This window comes from Ureibacillus sp. FSL K6-0786 (genome assembly GCF_037965165.1).
Classification (GTDB): domain Bacteria; phylum Bacillota; class Bacilli; order Bacillales_A; family Planococcaceae; genus Ureibacillus; species Ureibacillus thermosphaericus.
The window spans coordinates 2,405,879-2,430,000 of record NZ_CP150191.1; the positions used below are offsets into that span (position 1 = coordinate 2,405,879).

At 36.9% G+C, this 24,122-nt stretch carries 20 protein-coding genes and 2 rRNA genes (1 of these 22 cut by a window edge); 11 read left to right on the forward strand and 11 right to left on the reverse strand.

The features are described from left to right. The first annotated feature begins 117 nt into the window (after positions 1–117). The gene (locus NSQ18_RS11800; RefSeq protein WP_016839493.1) at positions 118–705 is read left to right on the forward strand and encodes a peptidylprolyl isomerase; all 588 of its coding nucleotides are present in this window, start codon (positions 118–120) and stop codon (positions 703–705) included. Positions 706–722: 17 nt separating this feature from the next. Then, positions 723–950, forward strand: coding sequence for a hypothetical protein (locus NSQ18_RS11805; protein ID WP_040764878.1), 228 nt, complete (start codon positions 723–725; stop codon positions 948–950). Between the two features lie 80 nt (positions 951–1,030). Here NSQ18_RS11805 and NSQ18_RS11810 read toward each other — a convergent pair whose 3' ends face one another. The 8 genes from NSQ18_RS11810 to NSQ18_RS11845 form a co-directional block, all read right to left on the reverse strand. After that, a complete protein-coding gene (locus tag NSQ18_RS11810) occupies positions 1,031–2,233 on the reverse strand; it encodes an MFS transporter (RefSeq protein WP_339288180.1) in 1,203 nt (400 codons plus the stop codon). Between the two features lie 63 nt (positions 2,234–2,296). After that, entirely contained in the window at positions 2,297–3,568 is a 1,272-nt protein-coding gene (locus NSQ18_RS11815) for a TRAP transporter large permease subunit (RefSeq protein WP_339288182.1), read from the reverse strand. Then, entirely contained in the window at positions 3,549–4,046 is a 498-nt protein-coding gene (locus tag NSQ18_RS11820) for a TRAP transporter small permease (RefSeq protein ID WP_016839487.1), read from the reverse strand. Before NSQ18_RS11820 ends, NSQ18_RS11815 begins: the two co-directional genes overlap by 20 nt. 108 nt (positions 4,047–4,154) lie before the next feature. Beyond that, entirely contained in the window at positions 4,155–5,192 is a 1,038-nt protein-coding gene (locus NSQ18_RS11825; RefSeq protein WP_016839486.1) for a TRAP transporter substrate-binding protein, read from the reverse strand. A gap of 65 nt (positions 5,193–5,257) precedes the next feature. Next, complete coding sequence (locus NSQ18_RS11830; RefSeq protein ID WP_168412847.1) at positions 5,258–6,301, reverse strand: DctP family TRAP transporter solute-binding subunit; 1,044 nt, start codon at positions 6,299–6,301, stop codon at positions 5,258–5,260. A gap of 182 nt (positions 6,302–6,483) precedes the next feature. After that, positions 6,484–7,152, reverse strand: coding sequence for a response regulator (locus NSQ18_RS11835; protein ID WP_016839484.1), 669 nt, complete (start codon positions 7,150–7,152; stop codon positions 6,484–6,486). Then, positions 7,149–8,717 carry an ATP-binding protein gene (locus tag NSQ18_RS11840; protein ID WP_040764880.1) on the reverse strand — a complete coding sequence of 523 codons (1,569 nt, stop codon included), beginning with the start codon at positions 8,715–8,717 and terminating at the stop codon, positions 7,149–7,151. The genes NSQ18_RS11835 and NSQ18_RS11840 overlap by 4 nt, the downstream gene beginning before the upstream one ends. A 142-nt stretch (positions 8,718–8,859) precedes the next feature. Continuing rightward, a complete protein-coding gene (locus NSQ18_RS11845; RefSeq protein WP_096551662.1) occupies positions 8,860–10,047 on the reverse strand; it encodes a MalY/PatB family protein in 1,188 nt (395 codons plus the stop codon). Between the two features lie 99 nt (positions 10,048–10,146). Between NSQ18_RS11845 and NSQ18_RS11850 the strand changes: the two genes are divergently transcribed. Continuing rightward, positions 10,147–10,407, forward strand: a complete 261-nt coding sequence (locus NSQ18_RS11850) for a DUF1871 family protein (RefSeq protein ID WP_016839481.1) — start codon at positions 10,147–10,149, stop codon at positions 10,405–10,407. A 204-nt stretch (positions 10,408–10,611) separates the two neighbouring features. After that, positions 10,612–10,983, forward strand: coding sequence for a S1 domain-containing post-transcriptional regulator GSP13 (gene yugI / locus NSQ18_RS11855; RefSeq protein WP_016839480.1), 372 nt, complete (start codon positions 10,612–10,614; stop codon positions 10,981–10,983). A 35-nt stretch (positions 10,984–11,018) separates the two neighbouring features. Here yugI and NSQ18_RS11860 read toward each other — a convergent pair whose 3' ends face one another. Then, positions 11,019–12,320, reverse strand: coding sequence for a helix-turn-helix domain-containing protein (locus tag NSQ18_RS11860; RefSeq protein ID WP_016839479.1), 1,302 nt, complete (start codon positions 12,318–12,320; stop codon positions 11,019–11,021). A gap of 149 nt (positions 12,321–12,469) precedes the next feature. Here NSQ18_RS11860 and pruA point away from each other — a divergent pair, with 149 nt between their 5' ends. From pruA to NSQ18_RS11880, 4 genes are all read left to right on the forward strand, one after another. Beyond that, a complete protein-coding gene (gene pruA, locus NSQ18_RS11865; protein ID WP_026019155.1) occupies positions 12,470–14,026 on the forward strand; it encodes an L-glutamate gamma-semialdehyde dehydrogenase in 1,557 nt (518 codons plus the stop codon). Positions 14,027–14,258: 232 nt separating this feature from the next. Beyond that, the gene (locus NSQ18_RS11870) at positions 14,259–15,503 is read left to right on the forward strand and encodes a Glu/Leu/Phe/Val dehydrogenase (RefSeq protein ID WP_016839477.1); all 1,245 of its coding nucleotides are present in this window, start codon (positions 14,259–14,261) and stop codon (positions 15,501–15,503) included. Between the two features lie 144 nt (positions 15,504–15,647). Continuing rightward, positions 15,648–16,811, forward strand: a complete 1,164-nt coding sequence (locus NSQ18_RS11875) for an iron-containing alcohol dehydrogenase (RefSeq protein WP_168412854.1) — start codon at positions 15,648–15,650, stop codon at positions 16,809–16,811. A 160-nt stretch (positions 16,812–16,971) separates the two neighbouring features. Continuing rightward, entirely contained in the window at positions 16,972–18,624 is a 1,653-nt protein-coding gene (locus NSQ18_RS11880) for an IS1182 family transposase (protein ID WP_339287681.1), read from the forward strand. 75 nt (positions 18,625–18,699) lie between these two features. Here the strand turns inward: NSQ18_RS11880 and NSQ18_RS11885 are convergent, their stop codons facing one another. Continuing rightward, complete coding sequence (locus tag NSQ18_RS11885; protein ID WP_016839475.1) at positions 18,700–19,674, reverse strand: cation diffusion facilitator family transporter; 975 nt, start codon at positions 19,672–19,674, stop codon at positions 18,700–18,702. Positions 19,675–19,688: 14 nt separating this feature from the next. Next, positions 19,689–20,387 (reverse strand): MgtC/SapB family protein, encoded by a 699-nt coding sequence (locus NSQ18_RS11890; protein ID WP_050988860.1) that lies wholly within the window; start codon positions 20,385–20,387, stop codon positions 19,689–19,691. Positions 20,388–20,486: 99 nt separating this feature from the next. Between NSQ18_RS11890 and NSQ18_RS11895 the strand changes: the two genes are divergently transcribed. The 3 genes from NSQ18_RS11895 to NSQ18_RS11905 all read left to right on the forward strand — a co-directional run. Continuing rightward, positions 20,487–21,392 carry a DMT family transporter gene (locus NSQ18_RS11895; RefSeq protein ID WP_016839473.1) on the forward strand — a complete coding sequence of 302 codons (906 nt, stop codon included), beginning with the start codon at positions 20,487–20,489 and terminating at the stop codon, positions 21,390–21,392. 260 nt (positions 21,393–21,652) lie between these two features. Then, positions 21,653–23,205, forward strand: a 16S ribosomal RNA gene (locus NSQ18_RS11900). A gap of 304 nt (positions 23,206–23,509) precedes the next feature. Next, positions 23,510–24,122: ribosomal RNA gene (locus NSQ18_RS11905) — 23S ribosomal RNA — on the forward strand; it runs 2,314 nt beyond the window's last position. The 16S and 23S rRNA genes sit together here, the layout of an rRNA operon.

Consider the following 24,122-nt stretch of genomic DNA (forward strand, 5'->3'; position numbering starts at 1 on the left):
AATAGAAGTGAAATAACTTAATTAGCGGAAAAAATTCATGTTTTATGGTAAACTGAAACGAGGAAAATAAGAAAATGTAGTCATCACTATGATTTTATTTATAAAGGAGAAGAAGAAATGTACCCACAATTAACGAAAGAATTAAACCCTGGAGAAATCTTAGTTGAAATGAAAACGACAATGGGGTCAATGAAAATAAAGTTGTTCCCAGAACATGCACCTAAAGCGGTTGAAAACTTTTTAGGTCATGCAAAGTCAGGTTATTATGAGGGTATTATTTTCCACCGTGTTATTGCTGATTTTATGATTCAAGGCGGAGATCCAACTGGTACAGGTATGGGAGGGGAATCCATTTGGGGAGAACCTTTCGAAGATGAATTCCATCCTGAACTGTTTAATTTACGTGGAGCGTTATCCATGGCGAATGCTGGTCCAAATACGAATGGTTCTCAATTCTTTATTGTACAAATGCCGCAAGTACCAAGTGATATGATTGGACAAATGGAACAAGCAGGTTTTCCAAAAGAAATCATTGAGGAGTATGCTCGTATTGGAGGAACACCTTGGTTAGACTATAAGCATACTGTATTTGGTCATGTTGTTGAGGGTATGGAAGTTGTAGATAAAATTGCCAATGTCGAAACAGATTTCCGAGATAAGCCGTTAGAAGATATTAAAATAGAATCAATTACAGTGCTTGAATAAGACGACAGAAAGAAGTGATGATTGTGCACTTGCTATTATTATATGGCGATTTTTTATATTTTCCGGAAGACAAAAAAGCATATATTCCAGCTGCAGTTGAATTGATATTGCTATTTGTACTTTGTTTTGCTGTCTTTTTCCTTGTAAAAAAAATATCAAAAATACAAGAAATGAAGACAAAAGAGTTGGAAAAGCGAATGTTGCGTGAGCGTAAACAAAATAAAGACACAATAATAAAAGAGTAGGGTTTGCTACATGAAAAGGCTGTCTAATAAGCATAAGCTTTTAGACAGCCTTGATTGTTTTAAACAACTTACTATTCACCTTATACACTATGTTTTTGGTGGAATCTTTTTAACGAAAAATTTAAAAAGATAAGATAAGAAATTGTTGTAGTGACAGTAATCAGTATGAACCCTTTCCATCCTAAATTATTATAAATGGGGGCAACCAAGGTGCTTCCTGATGCAACACCAATATAATAGGAAACTAAATAAAGACTTGATGCACTTCCTTTTAAATGGGTTGCAGTTTTGCCAACACTTGCTGCAGTTAGCGAATGGGCGGTGAAAAAGCCGAAACAAATTACACACAAACCGAGCAATACGATAAAGAGTGAAGAGTGCAATGTGCATAATACTCCGAATGATAATAAGCAGATTGCAGTAGTTCGTACTTTATCTAAAGTAAATTTATTTGACAGCCAACTCGCAATAGGAGCTCCTAATATTCCAAAGGCATAGGCAAAATACAAAAAGGAAATGGAGTCAAGCGACATTGAAAAAGGCGGTTCTGCCAATTGGAAAGGGAGGTATGTCCACGTTCCAGTAAATGTGATTTGTAATACTATACCTAATCCGAATAAAACAAGTAAATTTGGATTTTTTAAATGAAAACCGAATCCTCTAATATCTTCCCAAAAACTTACAGAACTTGGAATGAAATGTTTTGATGATGGTAATGCAATTAAAACAAAAAGAAATACACCAATCCCAAAAATGGTAATAATCGTAATTGCTAATTGCCAACTGTAGTTTTCTGAAAGATACCCTGCAAGAAAACGTCCAATCATTCCACCAAGCGCATTGGTAGAAATGTAAATGGATGTTGCTAAATTTCTTACTTTCGAATCCATTTCCTCTCCGATATACGCAAGAGATGCTGCCGGAACGCCAGCAAGGGTGAAGCCTTGAATTAATCGCAATATTGAAATCACCCAATACTTTTCCACAAAAAGCATAACCAGAAAAGGAATGATAGATAAAAGAATAGAAAGTTTAATAAATAATACTCTTCCATTCCGATCCGATAAAAAACCTAAAACAATCAACCCTAGAATCAAAGATAAGGTTGCAAGCGACATGGTTAAACTAGAATAGGTTACGGATATTGCAAATTCTTTTTCAAATACAGGAATGAGTGGTTGAAAGGCGTAGAAAGTTGCAAATATGAAAGTTGAAGCTAAACCGAGACTCGCGACAACTCGCCAATAACCCATTTCATTAATATGATACCCCTTTGTTTCCATACGTGAACACCTACTTAATGGAAGTATAACGGACACAGTAGGAAGTATCCGTTATAACGTCAATTATTTTCCAATTCCAAATGGTAACCAAAGTGACAATTGTGGGAAGAGAATGACGACAACTAAGTATGCAATCATTAATACGATAAATGGAATAATTCCTCGAACAACCATCCCAAGTTTTTCCTTCGCTATACCTGCAACGACGAACAAGTTTAATCCAACTGGTGGTGTAATCATTCCAAGTTCTAAGTTGATAACCATGATAATAGCGAAGTGATATAAGTCGATGCCAAAATGTTTTAAAATAGGTAATAGAATCGGTAATGTAATTAAGATGATGGATACAGCTTCTAAGAACATACCTAAAATAAAGAAGAGCAAGTTAACAATGAGCATGAAAATCCATTTGTTCATGCCGCTTTCCGCAATCCACGCTCCAACTTTTTGTGGAACTTGTTCGTTTGTGAGATATAATCCGAATAATGAAGCAGCCCCGATAATTAAGAAAATCATGGCTGTTACGTTGATGGATTCAACTAAGATTTGACGGAAATCTTTCCAACTTAGTTCACGGTAAATAAAAATTGAAACGATGAGGCCATAAACAACAGCAATAATAGCAGATTCAGTCGGAGTTACAACCCCTGAGTAAATCGTACCTAAAATTAATACCGGCAAAAATGCACCCCAAATGGCTTTCAACGATTTTCGACCGCGTTCTTCCCAAGTTGCTTTTTCATCGCCTTGATATCCCTGCATTTTTGCATATACAATCGCTGCTACAATTAATACAGCAAGTAACCCTAATCCAGGGATAACCCCGGCCATGAATAGTTTTCCAATCGATTCTTCCGATGTAATACCGTAAATAATGAGAGGTACACTCGGAGGAATTAAAATACCAAGAGTTCCTCCAGCAGCCACTAATCCGAGAGCGTATTTTTTCTCATATCCAGCAGCAACTAATGCAGGAATCATGATAGAACCAATTGCTGCTGCTGTTGCTGGAGATGAACCAGAAATTGCTGCGAAAATCCCGCAGGCAAGTATTGTTACGACCGATAATCCACCAGGTAAGTGTCCAACCCAGGCACGTAATGCCTCAATTAAATATTTTGAAATTCCCCCTCGAGCCATAATGGCACCTGCTAATACGAATCCAGGAATGGCCATCATAGGAAAGGAATCAAGTGCCGTAAACATGCGTTGCGGCATCATGTTCATATTAAAATCAGCCATGAATAACATTAATATGGTAGCTAGAGCCAAGCTAATAGCAATTGGAACACGTAAAAAAATCAATACAAAGAAACTAATTAAGAGGGTTAGCATAGTCTTCATCCTTTCTACGCAGAATGTTTACCAACCTTTCAATGAAACGAAGCAGGAAAAGCACTCCTGAGATTGGTAGTATTAGGTAAACAATCCACATAGGGATTCCTACATCTAGAGATACCATTCCGGAACTAATGCGAGCAGTGACTAAATTCCATCCGTAATATGTATAGATTAGGCAGAAAACAATCGATAGCACTGTCGCTAGTATATTGATGAAATACTTTCCCTTATTTCCTAAACGATCATATAAAATATCTACTTGAATATGTTGATTATGTTTTAGCGCCATACCAAATCCTAAAAATGTTCCCCAAATTATTGAATACCTTGCGACTTCTTCTACCCATGCTTGAGGATGATTTAAAAAGTAACGCATAACAACTCCGTAGAAGATCAATAATACACCGACGCCAAAAAAGATGCTGGCTAATATTTCTTCTAACCAAGTCCAAAGCTTCGATAATGCCTTCACTTGTTATCAACTCCCTTATAATGGAATACATATATGAAAAAAGATGGAGTGTCGAAATAAATTCGACACTCGAAAAAAATAGGGAAAAGACTGTGTTATAAGGATGAATTATTCAGCTAATGCTGTAATGCCATCGATTAATTCTTTTGTGATGACATCAGTAAATTCATCATAAACAGGTTGTAAAGCTTCTCGTAAAGCTTGGCGCTCTTCATCAGTCATTTCATAAACTTCAACAGTGCCTAAGCTTTTGATTTTTTCGAAGGATTTTTGGTTTTCTTCAGCTGCTAATTTTTGAGCGTATTCAGTAGCTTCACTAAGCGCTTCTTCCACTAATACACGTAAATCTTCAGGCATTGATTCCCAGAACGATTTGTTTACGAAAATTGCATAGTCAAGGCGACCATGTTGAGTTGTAGATAAATATTTTTGAACTTCATAGAATTTCATTGTATCAAAGTTGTTGAATGGGTTTTCTGCACCATCAACAGTTCCTTGTTGAAGAGCTGCGTAAGTTTCACCGAATGAAATTGTTGCAGAACCTGCACCTAATGATTCAAATTGTTTTTCTAATACTTGTCCAGCTTGTGTACGGAATTTCAAACCTTTGAAGTCTTCAGGTTTTACTAATGGATGTTTGTTGTTAGAGAAATGTTTGAAACCGTTTGGCCAGAATGCCATACCTTTAATATCGTTTTGTGCTAATTGCTGAGAGTTGAATAATTCTTGCGCTACTTCTGAATCAAAGAATTTTTGAACATGTTCTTCATCTTTGAATAAATATGGCATATCAACATATTGCCAACGTGGGTCGATTTTCACCATTTTTGTAACGGATGGAGCGATCATATGTACGTTCCCTGATACTAATGCATCAAGCTCATCCGCATCGCCGTATAATTGTGAAGATGGATAAACTTCAACTTTTACACGACCTTCTGTTTTTTCATCTACTAATTCAGCAAAGTAGTTAGCAGATTTACCTTTTACACTATCAACTGCAGTTACGTGTGAGAATTTGATAATAAGTGGTTTGTCAGCAGTGTAATCTTCACTGGATTTTGGTTCACTGCTTGAACTGCCGCCACATGCAGCAAGGGCAAGAGCTAGCACCCCTAAAATAGTGGCTAATAGCCATTTCTTCATGTAATTATCCCCCTTAAATGTAGTAATGTTTTTATTGTAAAAAGAGCGCAAAGTCTCTTTTTTACCTATTTGACATATTTATATTTCGGAAGATTTTGAATGTAGTAATCCCCGTAATGTTGGGTGTAGTAGTGATATACGGGCGTAAAATGTTCTTCCCATTCTTTTTTCTCTTCCTCAGATAAATAATAGATTTGTATGCATTGGCATTCTTCAATTTCTTGCAGTCTTCTGTCATTTAAATCTTCTGCAAGCTGCCATTGCCATTCTTGAACTTCATGAAGCGTCTCGGTAATAAGTTCCCGATCTTCATCAGATAAACTTTCCCAAAAATCTAAATTAAATAGTAGAAAATAACCTAAATATCCATGATTTGAAATAGTTAAGTATTTTTGCAATGAATAAAAGTTTTTACTTGTGATATTTGTTAACGTATTTTCTTGTCCTTCTATATCACCTTTTTTCAGCGATTGAAAGACGGTATTAAAGTCAATTTTTCTAGGAAAGGCGTCAACAATGTAATATTGTTGTGCTAAAATATCGCTCTGCATAATGCGCATCCGTATTCCTTTTAAATCTTGATAATGCTCGATCGGTCTAATGTCGTTGCTAATTTGTTTAAAACCGCTATCCCACAAACTAAGAGCGATAAGATTATGCATTTTTAATAAATCTTTTAATCGATTCCCGGCTTCACTTTCTGTAAATTCATGAACTTCTTCTAATGAATTAAAAGCATAGGGAAGATCGTATACAGAAAGTTCAGGAACCAAATCTGTCAACTTCGAAATAGCAGGAGCAATTAATTGGATATCTCCTCTTAAAAGGGCATCCAATTCTTCCACATCTTTATAAAGAGTTCCGTTTGAAAACACTTGTATTTCAATTCGACCGTTTGATCGTTCTTTAATGAGTTCAGCAAATTTTCTAGCTGCCATCCCTTTTGGTGTATCTTCACCTACGACATGGGAAAATCGGATGACAAGTCGCTCATCTTCACTTAACTGTTCTAAATCAGTGGGATAATCTTTTATTTGAGAGCACGCAAGAGTTAAAAATGGTATGACTAATAGAAAACAAAATAGAATTACTTTTATTGAATCTCTCATCGTTTTCCCCTTGAACTTGCTGTTTGATGTAGATAGTTTCATGTTATATGAAAAACGAAAATTCTCAATATTATGGTATTAATGGACGTTTTGTTCTTTTTGGTATACAACAGTTATTTTAAAATAATAACTGTTGTATTACATAGATGAAGGCAAAAAAATAAGAGCCTTGATAGCTCTTATTAAAGGGAATAATATTTTGTTGGACGACCCACTGTACCGTATTTTAAATCGATTTTGACTTCACTAATACTCGCAAGATAGTCTAAATATTTTCTTACAGTGACTCTCGCCATGCCTGTATTTTGTGCTAGTTGTTCAGCTGTGACGGGACCGTTGATTTCTTTTAATTTGTCGGTGATTTGTTTCATTGTAATTTCATTGAGTCCTTTTGGTAATTCTTTTTGAGACTCATAATACATGCCATAATAATCATCGATGTCATCTTGCTTAAGTTCGGTTTTCGTTGTTAATTTTTTTCTTGAGCGGGCATAATCTTCTAACGCTTGTTGGAATCTTTCTAAGCGGAAAGGTTTCACTAAATAGTCGAAAGCTCCTAAGCGTGTCAATTCTTGAACTGTTTTTGCATCTCTAGCTGCAGTAATCATAATAATATCAACTGGGAGGCGTTCTTGACGAATTTTGTAAAACAACTCTAACCCAGAAATATCTGGTAAATACATATCTAAAAGGATTAAATCAGGCGTTTTGTTCTTAATTTCTCGATAGGCTTGTTCACCTGATTGGGCTTCCCCAACTAAGTTAAATCCATTAATTTTCTTTAAAAAACTCTTATTTACTTCCAATACCATTGGATCGTCTTCCACAATTAAGACATTTATATTGGTCACAGTACATTCCTCCCAACTTGTACGATTATTGTTGTGCCAACACCAACCTCTGAAAAAATTTGAATTGTTCCATGATTGGACTCGATAATTTGCTTCACTAATGCTAATCCAATCCCATGGCCTTGTTTATTTTTCGTTGTATAACCATAATTAAAAATTTGTTCCACTGGTTCTTGAATTCCAACGCCATTATCTTGTACTTCAATATATAAATAATCTTGATCCCCTTGAATGAGAATATCTACATATCTTTCTTCTTTAGAAAGACATGCTTCCATTGCATTATCTAGCAAATTCCCAATAATAGTGATTAAGTCGCCACTAGAAAAACCTGTGACATAATCAAGCAAATAGGAATCGTCGCTTAATGTTAACTCAACACCTAATTCTTTCGCTCTTGAGAATTTTCCAATTAATAGTCCTTGAATGGAATAATCGTGTATTTTATCTTTAATTTTTTGAAAAACACTTTCTTCATCAGTAATTTCATCTAAGATTAGACTGATGGCTTCCTCATTTCGATTGAGTTGAATAAGCCCCGCAATACTATGTAATCGGTTTAAAAATTCATGGTGCTGAGCCCTAAGTGTATCCACTAAAGTTTTTACACCAGTTAATTCTTCAGCTAAGGTGTGTGCTTCTTTATGGTCAGTAATGACGATGAGGGAACCAGCATTTTTATCATGTATTTTTAGTGGAAAAATTCGGACTAAGTACATTTGATTTAACAAAGATAGCGGTTTATAACTTTCTTGTTTTTCAAGGCGTTCTTCGGCTAACCAAGTATTTTTAAATACCTCTTTTAATGTTCCTTCCTTCGCAAAAAAATGAGTATATTTTCTAGCTAAATGATTCATATATGTAATTTTCCCTCGGCCATCTGTGGCGAGAATTCCAACATCCATTGCTTGCATAATTGCTGAACGTTCTTCCACGATACGAGCAATTTCATATGGTTCTAAGTTTAACGTTTGCCGTTTAATTAGATTGGCAATCAAGATCGATCCTATCAACCCAATCAGTAACCCCCAAAATAATGCGATAAAAATATCTAATTGATATTCTCCTACTAATTGGTACCATTTTGGCGTAATGATTCCGACCGTGATGACACCTACTTGTTTTGTAGCATCTGGATTCATAATAGGTACAAACGCACGAATCGAGAATCCTTGAACTCCGATTGCTTTTGAAATGTATTCGTGTTGTGACAAAGCTTCATTGTTTTTTATTTCTTCATTGATGGTTCCAATTTTACTTTCGGACGGATGAGAATATCGTACACCTTTCATATCGAAGATCACAATATAATCGACGTCCGTTGCCAATCGAATTCGTTCTGCAATCGGTTGAATAACTTCAAAACCTTCCTCTTTTCCAACGGTTTTTTGTACATCTTCTAGTTGGGCAACTGTACGGGCGATAGCGATTGCTCTAGATCCAAATTCTTTTTCAAAGGCGCCAGAAATATTATGAATCATAATAATTCCACTGGTTAAGATAGAAAATAACACGATAACAAAGGAAAAAATAAACATTGTTAATCGAAGAGGAAATCTTTTCATCACTTTATTGATTGTAACAACCCCATTTTCAAATAATTAAGAATTTATTTTTTCTTATTATATAATAAATAGAAGATTGAAAAAAGGTAACAAATAAAAAGACTCTAACCTTTAATAGGTTGAGAGTCTTTAATAAATGTTTTTATAATAAAGCTTTTTTGAATCGTTCAACACCGTCTTTTACTGTTTCAAATGGACATGCTAAATTGATACGAAGGAATCCTCGGCCAGCTTCACTATATTTTGTACCTGGTTCTAATGCGATTTTTCCTTTATTTATCAGACGATCCATCATTTCGTTTTCAGAAAGACCAGTTCCACGATAATCAATCCAAACGAGATAGGTGGCATGAGGACGAATGATTCGAATGCCATCCAACTTATTTAATTCTTGCTCTAAATAGTCAATGTTTTTGGAGACGTATTGAATCATGCGATCGAGCCATTCGTCACCTTTTTCATATACCGCTTGTACACCGCTAGCTGCAAGTACGTTCCAATCGTCTAGACCATGAGCCATTTTATTTTGAATTAATGCATTTCGTAATTGTTTATTTTCTGCTACGATAATCGCTGCATGAAGTCCAGCTAGATTAAATGTTTTCGTAGGGGCAATACATGCGACAATTTTTGCTTGTTCGGCACCTTCTACAGTCATAGTCGGGATATGTTTATGACCTTCAAAGACAATATCTGAATGAATTTCATCTGATATAAGTAAAACATCATATTTTATACATAATTGGATGAGTTTTTTCAGCGTGTCTTTTGACCAAACAACTCCAGCTGGATTATGTGGGCTACATAAAATATAAGCTTTTACACCTTTTTTAAATGCTTCCTCCAACTGTTCAAAATCATATTCATAAATATGCTCTTTACTTTCTACTAAATCGCATTCGATTATTTGGCGATTAAGGGCTTTTGGTATGCTGAAGAATGGTGCATATACCGGTGTTGAAATACATATTTTGTCTCCTGGTTCTGTGAAGGTTTCAATAATCGTAGCTATAGCAGGAACAACACCGCTATGGAAGATCAGGGCATCTTTATTTATATGCCAATTGTGGCGACGTTTGTACCATTGTTGGATGGCCTCTTTGCATTCGTCGCTGATGTAGGAGTAGCCGAAAATCGGATGATTTAATCGTTCTTTTATTGCGTCAATAACAATTTGGGGAACAGCAAAATCCATATCAGCAACCCACATTGGCAAAATATCAGAGTCATCTTCGACACGGTATTTTGCACGGAAGCGTTCTTTAAATTTGTCCCATTTAAAACTATTGGTGTTTCTTCTTTCATATATTTCATCGAACTGGATTGTCACAATTATCACTCTTTTCTATTTATTTTTTATCTTTAAATCTAATGATAATATGATATCATAAGAAGGAAAATAAAGAATAATTTGTGTTAGGTGAAATTCGTGGAAGACGTATTAATGAATAAAAAAGCGAAGCAAGCTTTAATGAAATGGGATCCCTTTCAAATGGGAGAAGGTGCTTATGAAATTGAAGCCAGCGATGTAGTTGCAGCGTTGCAAGCGATAGATGATCCCACAGAATTAGCAAAAGTAATTCAGAGAGTATACGAACACTCCTTTGAAATTTGGATTCCTTTCGAAAATTGTGTGGAAATGGCTTATCAATTAATTGCGATTAAATTTGAAGCTAAATGTATTATATAAAAAGTGATAAAAAGTGTCGCTCCTTTAAAAAAAGTCGACACTTTTTATTTTACTTTCAAAATTAATGTTATGATAAACTTTTATAAATTCATCAAAAAAAATTGGAAGCTTTTTTCAAAAAAAGGTGATTTTTTGTTTCGCCGTTACTCGTTATGTTATAATTTAACATGACATTTACGTAGTGAAAGAAAGTAGGAAAAAATTATGAAAAAAAAATATGAAGTAGGTGAAGTTGTAACAGGGAAGGTAACCGGGATTCAACCATATGGAGCTTTTGTGGCATTAGATGAATCAACACAAGGTCTTGTTCATATTTCTGAAATTACTTATGGTTACGTTCGAAATGTAGAAGATTTTTTTAAAGTTGGTGACATAATACAAGTAAAAATACTTGATATTGATGAACGTAACGAAAAAATTAGTTTATCTACCCGTGCTCTTCAAGACCCACCACCACAAAAGAAAATGGATAAGAATCCGAAAAAAACATTACAAGAACGTGTAAATGAACAGGATGCAAACGGTTTTCAGACGCTAAAGGAAAAACTTCAAGATTGGATTGAGAGAGGGCATTAAAAAAATCCCAAAAGCGAGTATGCTTTTGGGATTTTTTATATGTTTAATTTTCTTAGTCTGTATTGTAAATTTTGTCGTGTCATACCTAATGCTTGGGCAGTTTTTGTAATATTTCCTTCGTTCATTTCTAATGCATGTTGTAAATAATATTTTTCCACTTCTTTTAAATACTCGTTTAATGGCAATAATTCCCGATTTTGTTGAAGAAGGAAAAAATCCGGTTTTCTCATTTTTTCGTTTTGTTGTTGTAACTTAAACCGGAAATGTAATGGCAACATTTCGTATGTAACGTATTTTTCATTTGTAATCATCGAAGCGATTTCATCTAACAATAGTTCCAATTCCTTTAAATTTCCAGGCCAATCATATTCAAGAAACAATTCCATTACATCATTTGACAAACCTTGAATATTCGAATTAAAACGTTCGCGATGTCTTGAAAAGTAATCATTTACGAAAGGTTTAATGTCTTCTTTTCTAGTGCGCAAAGCGGGTATAGAAATGCTCATTGAAGCAAAATAATAATATAGGTCTTTCAGCAATTGATGATTGCCAATTAAATCAATTGGGTCTCCACCGACACTGCCAATAACCATATGCTTTTCTGGCGGTAGGCTTGTTAACAGTTTATGTAGTTCTTTTTGAGTGGAGAGGGAATAAAATTCAATTCGTTCAAAGAAAAATGTATATGATTTATCTTGTTTTAAATACGTTTTTAATCTTTCTAATTGATTTGGCCTTCTGCTGAAAAGAGTAACAAATTCATCGTTTTTCGGCTGAAGCTCGTGATGGATTCCTTCTGCTATTAAATCTTTTCCTGTTCCAGATTCTCCAATTAATAATACAGGAATACGGGCACGAGCTGCTTTTTTTGCGTTTTCTTTAACGATTTGCATCGGTTCAGAGATCGCAGTAATGACATCAAATGTTAATGGTTCCCCATATCGACGTAAAGGTTGATAAATAAGTTTTTCCAAAGAAGTGATATCACGGGCAAATTCTATGGCACCGATAAGTTTTTCCCCTTCGTAAATGGGGTACGTATCATTAATCGTGGTAATTTCATGACCATATTTATTAAAATATGTTTGTTTTACGTTGATCTCTTTGATTCCAGTTTTTAATACGCGCAACAACGTACTGTCATGGGAGCGAAATGCAAAAAGTTCTAAAATAGAACGATCGGTAATGTCTTCCACATCAAAACCTTCTATTTCTTTCATTTTTTTATTATATAAGATCGTTCTTCCTTCCGTATCAACAGCATGAATGCCAACTGAAACATGTTCTACAGCAAATTCATACAGTTTTAGAAGTTGTTTACTATTTAGAGACATCGTCAACACCCTCAAAAAATTTTTTTGATTATGTTATATAATATGTATTGAAAAATGCAATAATATTTTGCATTATTATATATATAAATATTCTATAGGTGCAAATATTTTTTGCATACTATTTATGTAATTTATTTTAAGGAGGAGTAATAATGATTCCCTACAAACATGAACCCCTAACTGATTTTTCAATTGAAGAAAATCGTCAAAAGTATCTTGAAGCATTAAAAAAAGTTGAAAGTGAATTAGGCAAGGATTATCCATTAATTGTTGGTGGAGAAAGAATTACAACGGAAGATAAAATTACTTCTTATAACCCTGCAAATAAAACGGAAGTTGTAGGTCGAGTTTCAAAAGCAAATAAAGAAATTGCAGAAAAGGCAATGCAAATTGCAGATAAAACGTTCAATACATGGAAAAAAGTAGATCCAGTTATCCGTGCAGAAGTTTTATTTAAAGCTGCAGCGATTGTTCGTCGCCGTAAATTTGAATTAGCGGCATGGTTAACAAAAGAAGCAGGTAAACCATGGGTACAAGCGGATGGAGATATTGCTGAAGGGATCGATTTCTTAGAATACTACGGTCGTCAAATGTTAGAAATTGCAAAAGGAAAACCGCTTGAAGAAAATCCTGGAACAATCAACAAATATGTTTATATTCCGTTAGGTGTTGGTGTTGTTATTTCACCATGGAACTTCCCATTTGCTATCATGGTTGGGACAACTGTAGCAGCTGCTGTTACAGGTAATACTGTACTTTTAAAACCAGCTTCTACAACACCAGTTATTGCTTATAAATTCATGGAAATCTTAGAAGAAGCAGGAATGCCACCAGGAGTTGTTAACTACATTCCAGGACCAGGTTCAGAAGTAGGAGATTATTTAGTAGATCATCCACGTACACGCTTTATCAGCTTCACTGGTTCTCGTGATGTTGGTATTCGTATCAATGAGCGTGCTGCCGTTGTTAATGAAGGACAAATTTGGCTTAAACGAGTAATCGCTGAAATGGGTGGTAAAGATGCGATTATCGTAGACGATGCTGAAAATGCTGATTTAGAATTAGCAGCTCAATCTATTGTAACTAGTGCTTTCGGATTCAGTGGTCAAAAATGTTCAGCATGTTCACGTGCAATCATTGTAGGAGATGAAGCTTACAATAAAGTTGTAGAACGAGTTGCTGAATTAACAAATGAACTTGTTGTAGGAGATCCTGCAAATGAGGAAACATATGTAAACCCAGTAATTGATGAAGGTGCATTTAAGAAAATTGCTGAATATATCGAGATTGGGAAGAAAGAAGGCCGCTTAGTTGCTGGTGGACAATATGATGATTCAAAAGGTTACTTCATCCATCCAACAGTATTTGCAGATGTAGATCCTAATGCTCGAATTATGCAAGAAGAAATCTTTGGTCCAGTTCTTGCAATAACAAAAGCAAAAGATTTTGATGAAGCACTTGAAATTGCGAATAATACAGTGTATGGTTTAACAGGTGCTGTCATTTCAAATAATCGCTTCCATTTACAAAAAGCTGCAGAAGATTTCCATGTAGGTAACTTATACTTCAACCGCGGATGTACTGCTGCAATTGTTGGATATCAACCATTTGGTGGATTCAACATGTCTGGTACAGATTCAAAAGCAGGTGGACCTGACTACTTGATTCTTCATATGCAAGCAAAAACTATTTCTGAAACGTTATAATTTAAAAAGCAGACGTTTTTATACGTCTGCTTTTTTATCAAAATGAATGATAAATAATTTGTTGAGCTAATAATATAAATTGGGAGAAAAAATGGTTGTACATATGGTAGGACATCATTAAAATGGAAATTACCAATACAATCAACTCGATTTATTTACAAAGTATGTTAATATGATGTTGAGGAACTTTCTACAAAATATTAAATCATTGAGTTAAAAGAGGCGAGAATATATGTCTGAAAATGTAAATCTTCTTACTTCAACACAAGATGTGATTAAAGAAGCATTAAATAGGCTTGGATATGATGAAGCGATGTATGAATTATTAAAAGAACCGCTTCGTGTGTTAAAAGTGCGCATCCCCGTAAAAATGGATGACGGTACAACGAAAGTATTTACTGGTTATCGTGCTCAACACTCAGATGCGGTTGGTCCAACTAAAGGAGGAATCCGCTTCCATCCAGATGTGACCGAGGATGAAGTGAAAGCGCTTTCTATGTGGATGACTTTAAAATGCGGTATTGTTGATTTACCATATGGCGGAGGTAAGGGTGGTATTGTTTGTGACCCTCGTCAAATGTCAATGGGAGAATTGGAGCGATTAAGCCGTGGGTATGTTCGTGCTGTGAGCCAAATCGTAGGACCTACAAAAGACATTCCTGCTCCAGACGTATTTACGAATGCCCAAATTATGGCGTGGATGATGGATGAGTATAGTCGAATTGACGAGTTCAATTCACCTGGATTTATTACAGGAAAACCAATTGTTTTAGGCGGTTCGCAAGGACGTGACCGTGCAACTGCAGAAGGCGTGACAATTGTTATCCAGGAAGCAGCGAAAAAACGCGGTATTGATATTAAAGGTGCACGAGTAGTTATTCAAGGTTTTGGAAATGCTGGTGGATTCTTGGCGAAATTTATGAGCGATTTAGGTGCAAAAGTGATTGGTATTTCCGATGCTTATGGTGCTTTATATGATCCAGACGGTTTAGATATCGATTACTTACTAGATCGTCGAGATAGTTTTGGAACAGTAACAACATTGTTTGAAGATACAATTACAAATAAAGAATTGTTAGAATTAGACTGCGATATTTTAGTTCCAGCAGCAATTTCAAACCAAATTACAGCTGAAAACGCACCTAATATTAAAGCTAAAATTGTTGTCGAAGCTGCGAACGGTCCAACAACTGCTGAAGCAACAAAAATCCTTACTGAACGTGGAATTTTATTAGTACCAGATGTACTTGCTTCTGCTGGTGGGGTAACTGTTTCTTATTTTGAATGGGTTCAAAATAATCAAGGCTACTATTGGTCTGCTGAAGAAGTGAAAGAAAAATTGCGCGAGAGAATGGTCAATGCATTTGAAAATGTTTACCAAACTGCGCAAAGTCGAAATATCGATATGCGCCTTGCTGCGTATATGGTTGGTGTTCGCCGTACAGCTGAAGCTTCCCGCTTCCGCGGATGGGTGTAATATACAACTGAAACTTGATTTAGATTTTGCTTCTTGAAGAAGAATAACACCATTTTTCTGCATTGAAAAATGGTGTTATTTGTTTATTCGGATTTTTAACTGATAGTGTGAATTGTAAATTTGCTCATAAAGGAGAGTGTTTGAGTGAATAATTTTGTTTTTACTAATCCTGTTCGATTATATTTTGGGAAGGGTGAAATACGTAAATTAAAAAAGGAGCTGCCGAAATACGGGAGAAATATTCTGCTTGTTTTTGGAGGAGGCAGCATTAAGAGAAACGGGCTATATGATGAAGTGACTTCTATATTGAAAGATCTTGATTTGAATGTTTTCGAATTAAGTGGTGTAGAACCAAATCCAAGAGTTGAAACGGCTAGAAAAGGAATTGATATTTGTAAGAAAGAATCTATTGATTTTGTACTTGCGGTTGGCGGCGGTTCGGTTATCGATTGTTCTAAATTAATAGTTGCTGGAGCAAAAACGGAAGAAGATCCATGGGATATTGTAACGGAAAAAGTGAAGGTAAAAGATGCATTGCCTCTAGGAACAGTTTTAACGTTAGCTGCAACTGGATCAGAAATGAATGCGAATTCTGTTATTTCCAACGAAAAAACGAAAGAAAAATATGGTTGGGCAAGCGGAAAGGTGTTTCCAAAGTTTTCTATTCTTGATCCGACATACACAATAACAGTACCAAAGGATCAAACGGTATACGGTATTGTCGATATGATGTCCCATGTATTTGAACAATATTTCCATGATGCGGAAAATACATTGGTAATGGATGAATTGTGTGAAGGGGTACTGAGAACAGTTATCGAAACAGCACCAAAATTAGTAGATAATCTGGAAAACTATGAATTGCGGGAAACAATTTTATTATCTGGAACGATTGCTTTAAATGGAATGTTATCAATGGGATCAGAGGGTGATTGGGCAACTCATGAAATCGAGCATGCCATATCAGCAGTATATGATATTCCACATGGTGGGGGGCTTGCGATTCTATTTCCAAACTGGATGAAACATGTTGTTCATGTAAATCCGCATCGTTTTGCTCGGCTGGCTACGAAAGTGTTTGGAGTAAATCCGTCTCATAAGACTGTAGAAGAAGTTGCATTTGAAGGAATTGAACGTTTAAGAGAGTTTTGGACATCTCTAGGAGCTCCAAGTTCACTTAAAGATTATTCTATTGATGATTCAAAGTTGGAATTATTAGTTGAAAAAGCAATGGCGAATGGTCCAATTGGACGTTTTAAAGTTCTTGAGAAGAACGATGTAAGAGAAATTTTGAGGATGTCTTTATAAATGGGGGAGGCTGGGACAAAACCCCCTCTAAAATGGAAACAGCCCATGAAATTTTGGAATGAAATTTCATGGGCTGTTTTTCATTTTTTCAATAAAAAATAAGGACCTCTTCTGTTAAAATTAAGTTAGCACACAAAACCTAACAGAAAGAAGGGACCTTATGTTCAAATATTATAACATGAATCAATTAGTTTTGCCTCTAGATTTAGAAATAAAATTACAAGAAAATGATATTGCCTTCCACATTCACCATTTAGTTGAAAGTATTCCAGATGAAGCCTTCCAGCCGTTTCTTCGAAATACAGGTTGTCCTGCTTATCATCCACGCATGATGCTAAAAATTATTTTGTGTGCCTATTCGCAGTCTGTCTTTTCAGGTCGAAAAATTGAAGCGCTATTAAAGGACAGTATACGAATGATGTGGTTGGCACAAGGATATGAACCAAGTTATCGGACGATCAATCGTTTTCGTGTGCATCCGGAAGTAAAAGAATTAATTCGTCAATGTTTTGTCCAATTCCGTTGCCAACTGGTGGAAGAAAAGTTAATCGATCAAGAAGCCATTTTTATCGATGGTACGAAGATTGAAGCGAATGCCAATAAATTTACTTTCGTATGGAAGAAATCCATTGAAAAATACAACCAAAACTTAATTGAAAAGTCCAATCAGTTATACAACGAACTATTAGAAAAAGAAATCATCCCTGAAATGGAGCGGGAAAATGAGGGAGAACTGTCCGTTGAAGAACTCGCTCAAATGGTGCAACAAGTCGATGAAGTCATTAAGGAATATGACCAAAAGATAGAAACATCGCCCGATGCCACAGAACGAAAAGCATTAAGAAGCGAACGAAAATATCCAAAACAAGCGTACAAACAATTAATAGACTTCATTCTACGAAAACAAAAATACCAAAAAGACTTGGACATCTTGGGGGAACGGAACAGTTATTCCAAAACAGATCAAGATGCAACGTTCATGCGAATGAAAGACGACTATATGAAAAACGGTCAATTGAAAGCTGGATACAATGTACAAATCGCAACAGAAGGTCAATACGCACTAGCTTATAGCATCTTTCCAAATCCTACTGATACACGTACATTAATTCCGTTCTTGAATAAGATAGAAAAGGATTATTTTCCGTTGCCAAAGTATATTGTCGCAGATGCTGGTTATGGTAGTGAACAAAACTATGAAGACATCCTTTCGAATCGAAAATGTGAGGCACTCATTCCATATACCATGTATGAGAAAGAACAAAAGAAGAAATATAAACAAAATCCATTTCATCCAGACAATTGGATGTACGACGAAGAAAGTGATACCTACATTTGTCCAAATCAGCAGCGAGTAACCTTCCGTTATCGTTCTGTACGTACAGATAAGACCGGTTTCAAACGAGAATTGAAAATCTATGAATGTGAAAACTGTTCAGGATGTCCATTTCGTTCATCATGTACAAAAGCAAAGGAAGGCAATCACCGAAAGGTCATGGTGAATGAAAAATGGGAACAACAAAAAGAATATGTAAGAGCGAAGCTTTCAGAAGAAAAAGCTGGTTCTATTTTCCGTCAACGTAAAATAGACGTAGAACCAGTTTTTGGATTCTTGAAGGCTAATTTGCGTTTCACTCGATTTTCCGTTCGAGGAAAATCGAAAGTGGAAAATGAAATAGGCATTGCCTTAATGGCCGTGAATTTACGAAAATACACGGCCAACAAAGATCAACTAACCAAAAATAATGGGGATAAATGGAAAAAGGAGAATTTGAGTTGGCTCAAATTCTCCTTTTTCCTATCTAGAAGCTAGTTTTGTCCCAGCCTCATTATCTTTAACAGTCATTGTATTAACATGATAAATCATTTTAGCGATTTCACAATTAAGTTATCCATTATTCTTTTTATGATATTTCCACTCTGTTATTCCGTCGTCTTTGTCAAAAGCAAGAGTTACTTTTGTAACGCCTTTTTGAGCCAAAATTAATTCAACTAAGTGATCTCGAACACTATCCAAATAATCAAGAGATTGATGAGGATTGGTTTCTACAACGATTTCAACATGGAGAAACTCTCCTTCCTTTACAACTTCTAACCGTTCAATATCTTTTACATGGGGATCTTCCATTACTAAATTACCAATGTGTATTAACATTTCTTCATCTGTTTCGCCGATTGCACCACGAGCGTTGTCAAGGAATACTCGACCCACTACATAAAACATCATTACACCTATAATCATGGATACTAAACCTTCTAATGCGTAAAAATTCGTAAAATAAGCGATAATGATAGCTAAAAATGCTAGTACATTTCCCGCGGTAGCAACTGCATCTTCCATCCATACTAATTTTGTCGCTGGTTTAGCTCGGTTTAAATAAATAATTGATTTTGGAATTGCTCCTATACCGGAAGTTTCGATTCCTACTTCATGTAAAGTTTCTTTTGCAGCTTTTTGTAGAACAATGGCTTCCAGTATCGTTCCCAATAACAAAACACCAAGGGCGAATAGGATTCCATCTGATTGTTCTTTAGGATGTAAAAAATGATGGAGACCTTCTTTTACTGTTTCGTAAGAAAGTATTGCAACGATGATGACTGCTCCTAAACAAACAAGATTCACTACCCGCCCAAATCCATTTGGAAACCGTTTTGTAGGCGCCTTTTTTGATAAAGCTGAACCAATATAGACGAAAAATTGATTGGCTGCATCTCCTAATGAGTGCATCATTTCGGCAAACATGGCTACATTCCCTGTAAAAAAATAAGCTGCTCCTTTAATAATACCTAAAGTTAAATTCACAATTGCTGCAGATAATGATGGTTTATTTCCGTCTTTTAGTAATTTTATTATTTCTAACATCGATTTCCTCCAAATTAAGATAAAATTTCAATTTCAATTTTTTGAATATAAGGAAGTGCATGAAAGGTGTTAAAAACTGTATAAGTGTTATTTTTTAATAATGTGGAAAAACGAATATCAACTTCATAAGTCAGATTTTCGCCAGTAATGCGAATATTATCGATAACCATCCCGTTTTTTTTCATGAACTTTAGCAATTCCTCTATATTTTCTTTATGTGCAATCTTTGCTTTAAGAGAAAGTTCTCGCATCCTTATTCGTTTTGGCCCAATTTTTGTTAAAAAAGGTGCTACGATTTCAATACCGAAAACGACAATGATAACTGTTAATAATGCTTCTATATAAAACTCGGCACCGACAGCAATTCCAATTCCAGCCGCTCCCCAAACGATAGCAGCTGTGGTTAAACCTGTAATACTATCGTTTCCTTTTCTTAAAATGACACCTGCACCTAAGAAGCCGACTCCGCTCACAATTTGGGCTGCAAGTCTTAGTGGATCCATTGTGATGTTGATATCACCTCTAGGAGGGGTACTATATGCAGTATCAATCGAAATAATGGTTAATAAACAACTAAATGTAGAAATTACTAAGCTAGTTTTTAATCCCACAGGTTTTTTCTTTAATTCTCTTTCGATTCCGATAATTAAACTTAACATTGCAGCAAAGGCCAATTTAAATAAAACGACGCTGCGAATCGTTTCATGAAAAATGTGAAAGTACCCCAAGACATTTCCCCCTTTTTTTATTGTGCAAAAACATTAATCATGTAAAAATGGATATTGAATAAAGTAAAGTTAGGGGTAAATAAAATGGAAAAACCACCGATTCATCCATCTATAGCAATCATTATTGGTGTCATTTCGATTTCTTTTTCTGCTATTTTGGTAAAACTAGCAGATGCTGAATCGGGTGTTATCGCTTTTTACCGTATGCTATTTACGGTGTTAATCTTGTCACCGATATTTTTAAAAAAACATGTACACGAATTAAAAATGTTAAATAAAAGAGATTGGTTGTTCTCTACAATTGCCGGAATCTTTTTGGCATTTCATTTTATACTTTGGTTTGAATCACTAAACTACACTTCGGTTGCAAGTTCTACGGTTCTTGTTACAATGCAGCCCTTATTTGCTTTTGTAGGAACATATTTATTTTTTAAAGAACGCATTACAATGCAAACAATATTGTCTGGAATTATTGCTATATCCGGTAGTGTTTTAATTAGTTGGGGAGATTTTAAAGTAAGTGGCAATGCTTTATTTGGAGATATACTAGCGCTTATTGCTTGTGGCTTAGTAACAGCATATTTTTTATTTGGACAAGATGTAAGAAAGAGATTATCCTTAATTACATATACGATGGTCGTATATTCTATTAGTACAGTTTGTTTATTATGTTATGTCATAATAAGAGAAGAGTCATTTGGTCCTTATCCAATGATGACATGGATATGGTTTTTGTTGCTTGCAATCCTTCCGAATTTACTTGGCCATTCACTTTTTAACTGGGCTATTAAATGGATAAGCACTACAGTTATTTCAATTGCAATATTATTTGAACCAGTTGGTGCATCAATTTTAGCATTGTTTATTTTTGGAGAAAAATTGATAGTTACACAAATTGTTGGTGGAATTATAGTAATTGCAGGAATTTTGTTGTTTGTACTAGATTTGAAAATGCTAAAAATTTTTTTCAAAAAAACTATTGACTCCTAATGAAATGTGTTTTAATATATATCATGTCCTTAGCGGACGAGATAAGTTTTGTAATAAAAAACAAAAAATAACAAAAAACATCTTGACAATAACAAAACAAGATGTTAAAATGAAAAAGTTGTTTCGACCGATAAATAACGAAACAAAAATGAACCTTGAAAACTGAACAACAAAACGTTAATGCAATAAATTGTCTAGTTGTTAACCCTCGTTGACAAACTAGATTCGGACATTAAATTTTTGAGCAAATCAAATTTTCTTTTATGGAGAGTTTGATCCTGGCTCAGGACGAACGCTGGCGGCGTGCCTAATACATGCAAGTCGAGCGAACCAATTGAAAGCCTAGCTTTCATGAGGTTAGCGGCGGACGGGTGAGTAACACGTGGGTAACCTGCCCTATAGACTGGGATAACTCGCGGAAACGCGTGCTAATACCGGATAACACATCAAAGTGCATGCTTTGATGTTGAAAGATGGCTCCGCTATCACTATAGGATGGGCCCGCGGCGCATTAGCTTGTTGGTGGGGTAACGGCCTACCAAGGCGACGATGCGTAGCCGACCTGAGAGGGTGATCGGCCACACTGGGACTGAGACACGGCCCAGACTCCTACGGGAGGCAGCAGTAGGGAATCTTCCACAATGGGCGAAAGCCTGATGGAGCAACGCCGCGTGAGCGAAGAAGGTCTTCGGATCGTAAAGCTCTGTTGTAAGGGAAGAACAAGTGCAGTAGTAACTGGCTGCACCTTGACGGTACCTTACTAGAAAGCCACGGCTAACTACGTGCCAGCAGCCGCGGTAATACGTAGGTGGCAAGCGTTGTCCGGAATTATTGGGCGTAAAGCGCGCGCAGGCGGTCTCTTAAGTCTGATGTGAAAGCCCCCGGCTTAACCGGGGAGGGTCATTGGAAACTGGGAGACTTGAGTGCAGGAGAGGGAAGCGGAATTCCATGTGTAGCGGTGAAATGCGTAGAGATATGGAGGAACACCAGTGGCGAAGGCGGCTTCCTGGCCTGTAACTGACGCTGAGGCGCGAAAGCGTGGGGAGCAAACAGGATTAGATACCCTGGTAGTCCACGCCGTAAACGATGAGTGCTAAGTGTTAGGGGGTTTCCACCCCTTAGTGCTGCAGCTAACGCATTAAGCACTCCGCCTGGGGAGTACGGTCGCAAGACTGAAACTCAAAGGAATTGACGGGGGCCCGCACAAGCGGTGGAGCATGTGGTTTAATTCGAAGCAACGCGAAGAACCTTACCAGGTCTTGACATCCCGCTGACCGCTATGGAGACATAGCCTTCCCTTCGGGGACAGCGGTGACAGGTGGTGCATGGTTGTCGTCAGCTCGTGTCGTGAGATGTTGGGTTAAGTCCCGCAACGAGCGCAACCCTTGTCCTTAGTTGCCATCATTCAGTTGGGCACTCTAAGGAGACTGCCGTACAAATACGGAGGAAGGTGGGGATGACGTCAAATCATCATGCCCCTTATGACCTGGGCTACACACGTGCTACAATGGACGGTACAAACGGTCGCGAAGTCGCGAGACGGAGCCAATCCGAAAAAACCGTTCTCAGTTCGGATTGCAGGCTGCAACTCGCCTGCATGAAGCCGGAATCGCTAGTAATCGCGGATCAGCATGCCGCGGTGAATACGTTCCCGGGCCTTGTACACACCGCCCGTCACACCACGAGAGTCTGTAACACCCGAAGTCGGTGAGGTAACCCTTTCGGGAGCCAGCCGCCGAAGGTGGGACAGATGATTGGGGTGAAGTCGTAACAAGGTAGCCGTATCGGAAGGTGCGGCTGGATCACCTCCTTTCTAAGGATATTTACGGAAGCATTAGCGTTTTGTGTTCAGTTTTGAAGGTTTATGACCTTCAAAGTTATAGTGTTGTTCTTTGAAAACTGGATAAACGACATTGAAAGCAAGATATTTACTGTAAAGCGCAAACAACTAGGCTAACACGACGTAAATGCGACGTGGATTAAAAGCCATAAGGGTTGCGAGACGTAAGCAAGACAAGGAAATGAGCGAGTGAGAACCGGAGTGTACTATATGCGTACATGAGGATTCGAACGAGCGAAATTGACGAAGTATTGCGCAGCGTATCGAAAACCGAAAAGGTTAAGTTGTTAAGGGCGCACGGTGGATGCCTTGGCACTAGGAGCCGATGAAGGACGGGACTAACACCGATATGCTTCGGGGAGCTGTAAGTAAGCTTTGATCCGGAGATTTCCGAATGGGGGAACCCACTGTTCGTAATGGAACAGTATCTTAACGTGAATCCATAGCGTTAAGAAGGCACACCCAGGGAACTGAAACATCTAAGTACCTGGAGGAGAAGAAAGAAAAATCGATTCCCTGAGTAGCGGCGAGCGAAACGGGAACAGCCCAAACCAAGAGGCTTGCCTCTTGGGGTTGTAGGACACTCTATACGGAGTTACAAAAGGATGGGTTAGACGAACCGTTCTGGAAAGGACGGCCAGAGAAGGTAAAAGCCCTGTAGTCGAAAATCCATCCTCTCCTGAGTGGATCCTGAGTACGGCGGAACACGTGAAATTCCGTCGGAATCCGGGAGGACCATCTCCCAAGGCTAAATACTCCCTAGTGACCGATAGTGAACCAGTACCGTGAGGGAAAGGTGAAAAGCACCCCGGGAGGGGAGTGAAAGAGAACCTGAAACCGTGTGCCTACAAGTAGTCAGAGCCCGTTAACGGGTGATGGCGTGCCTTTTG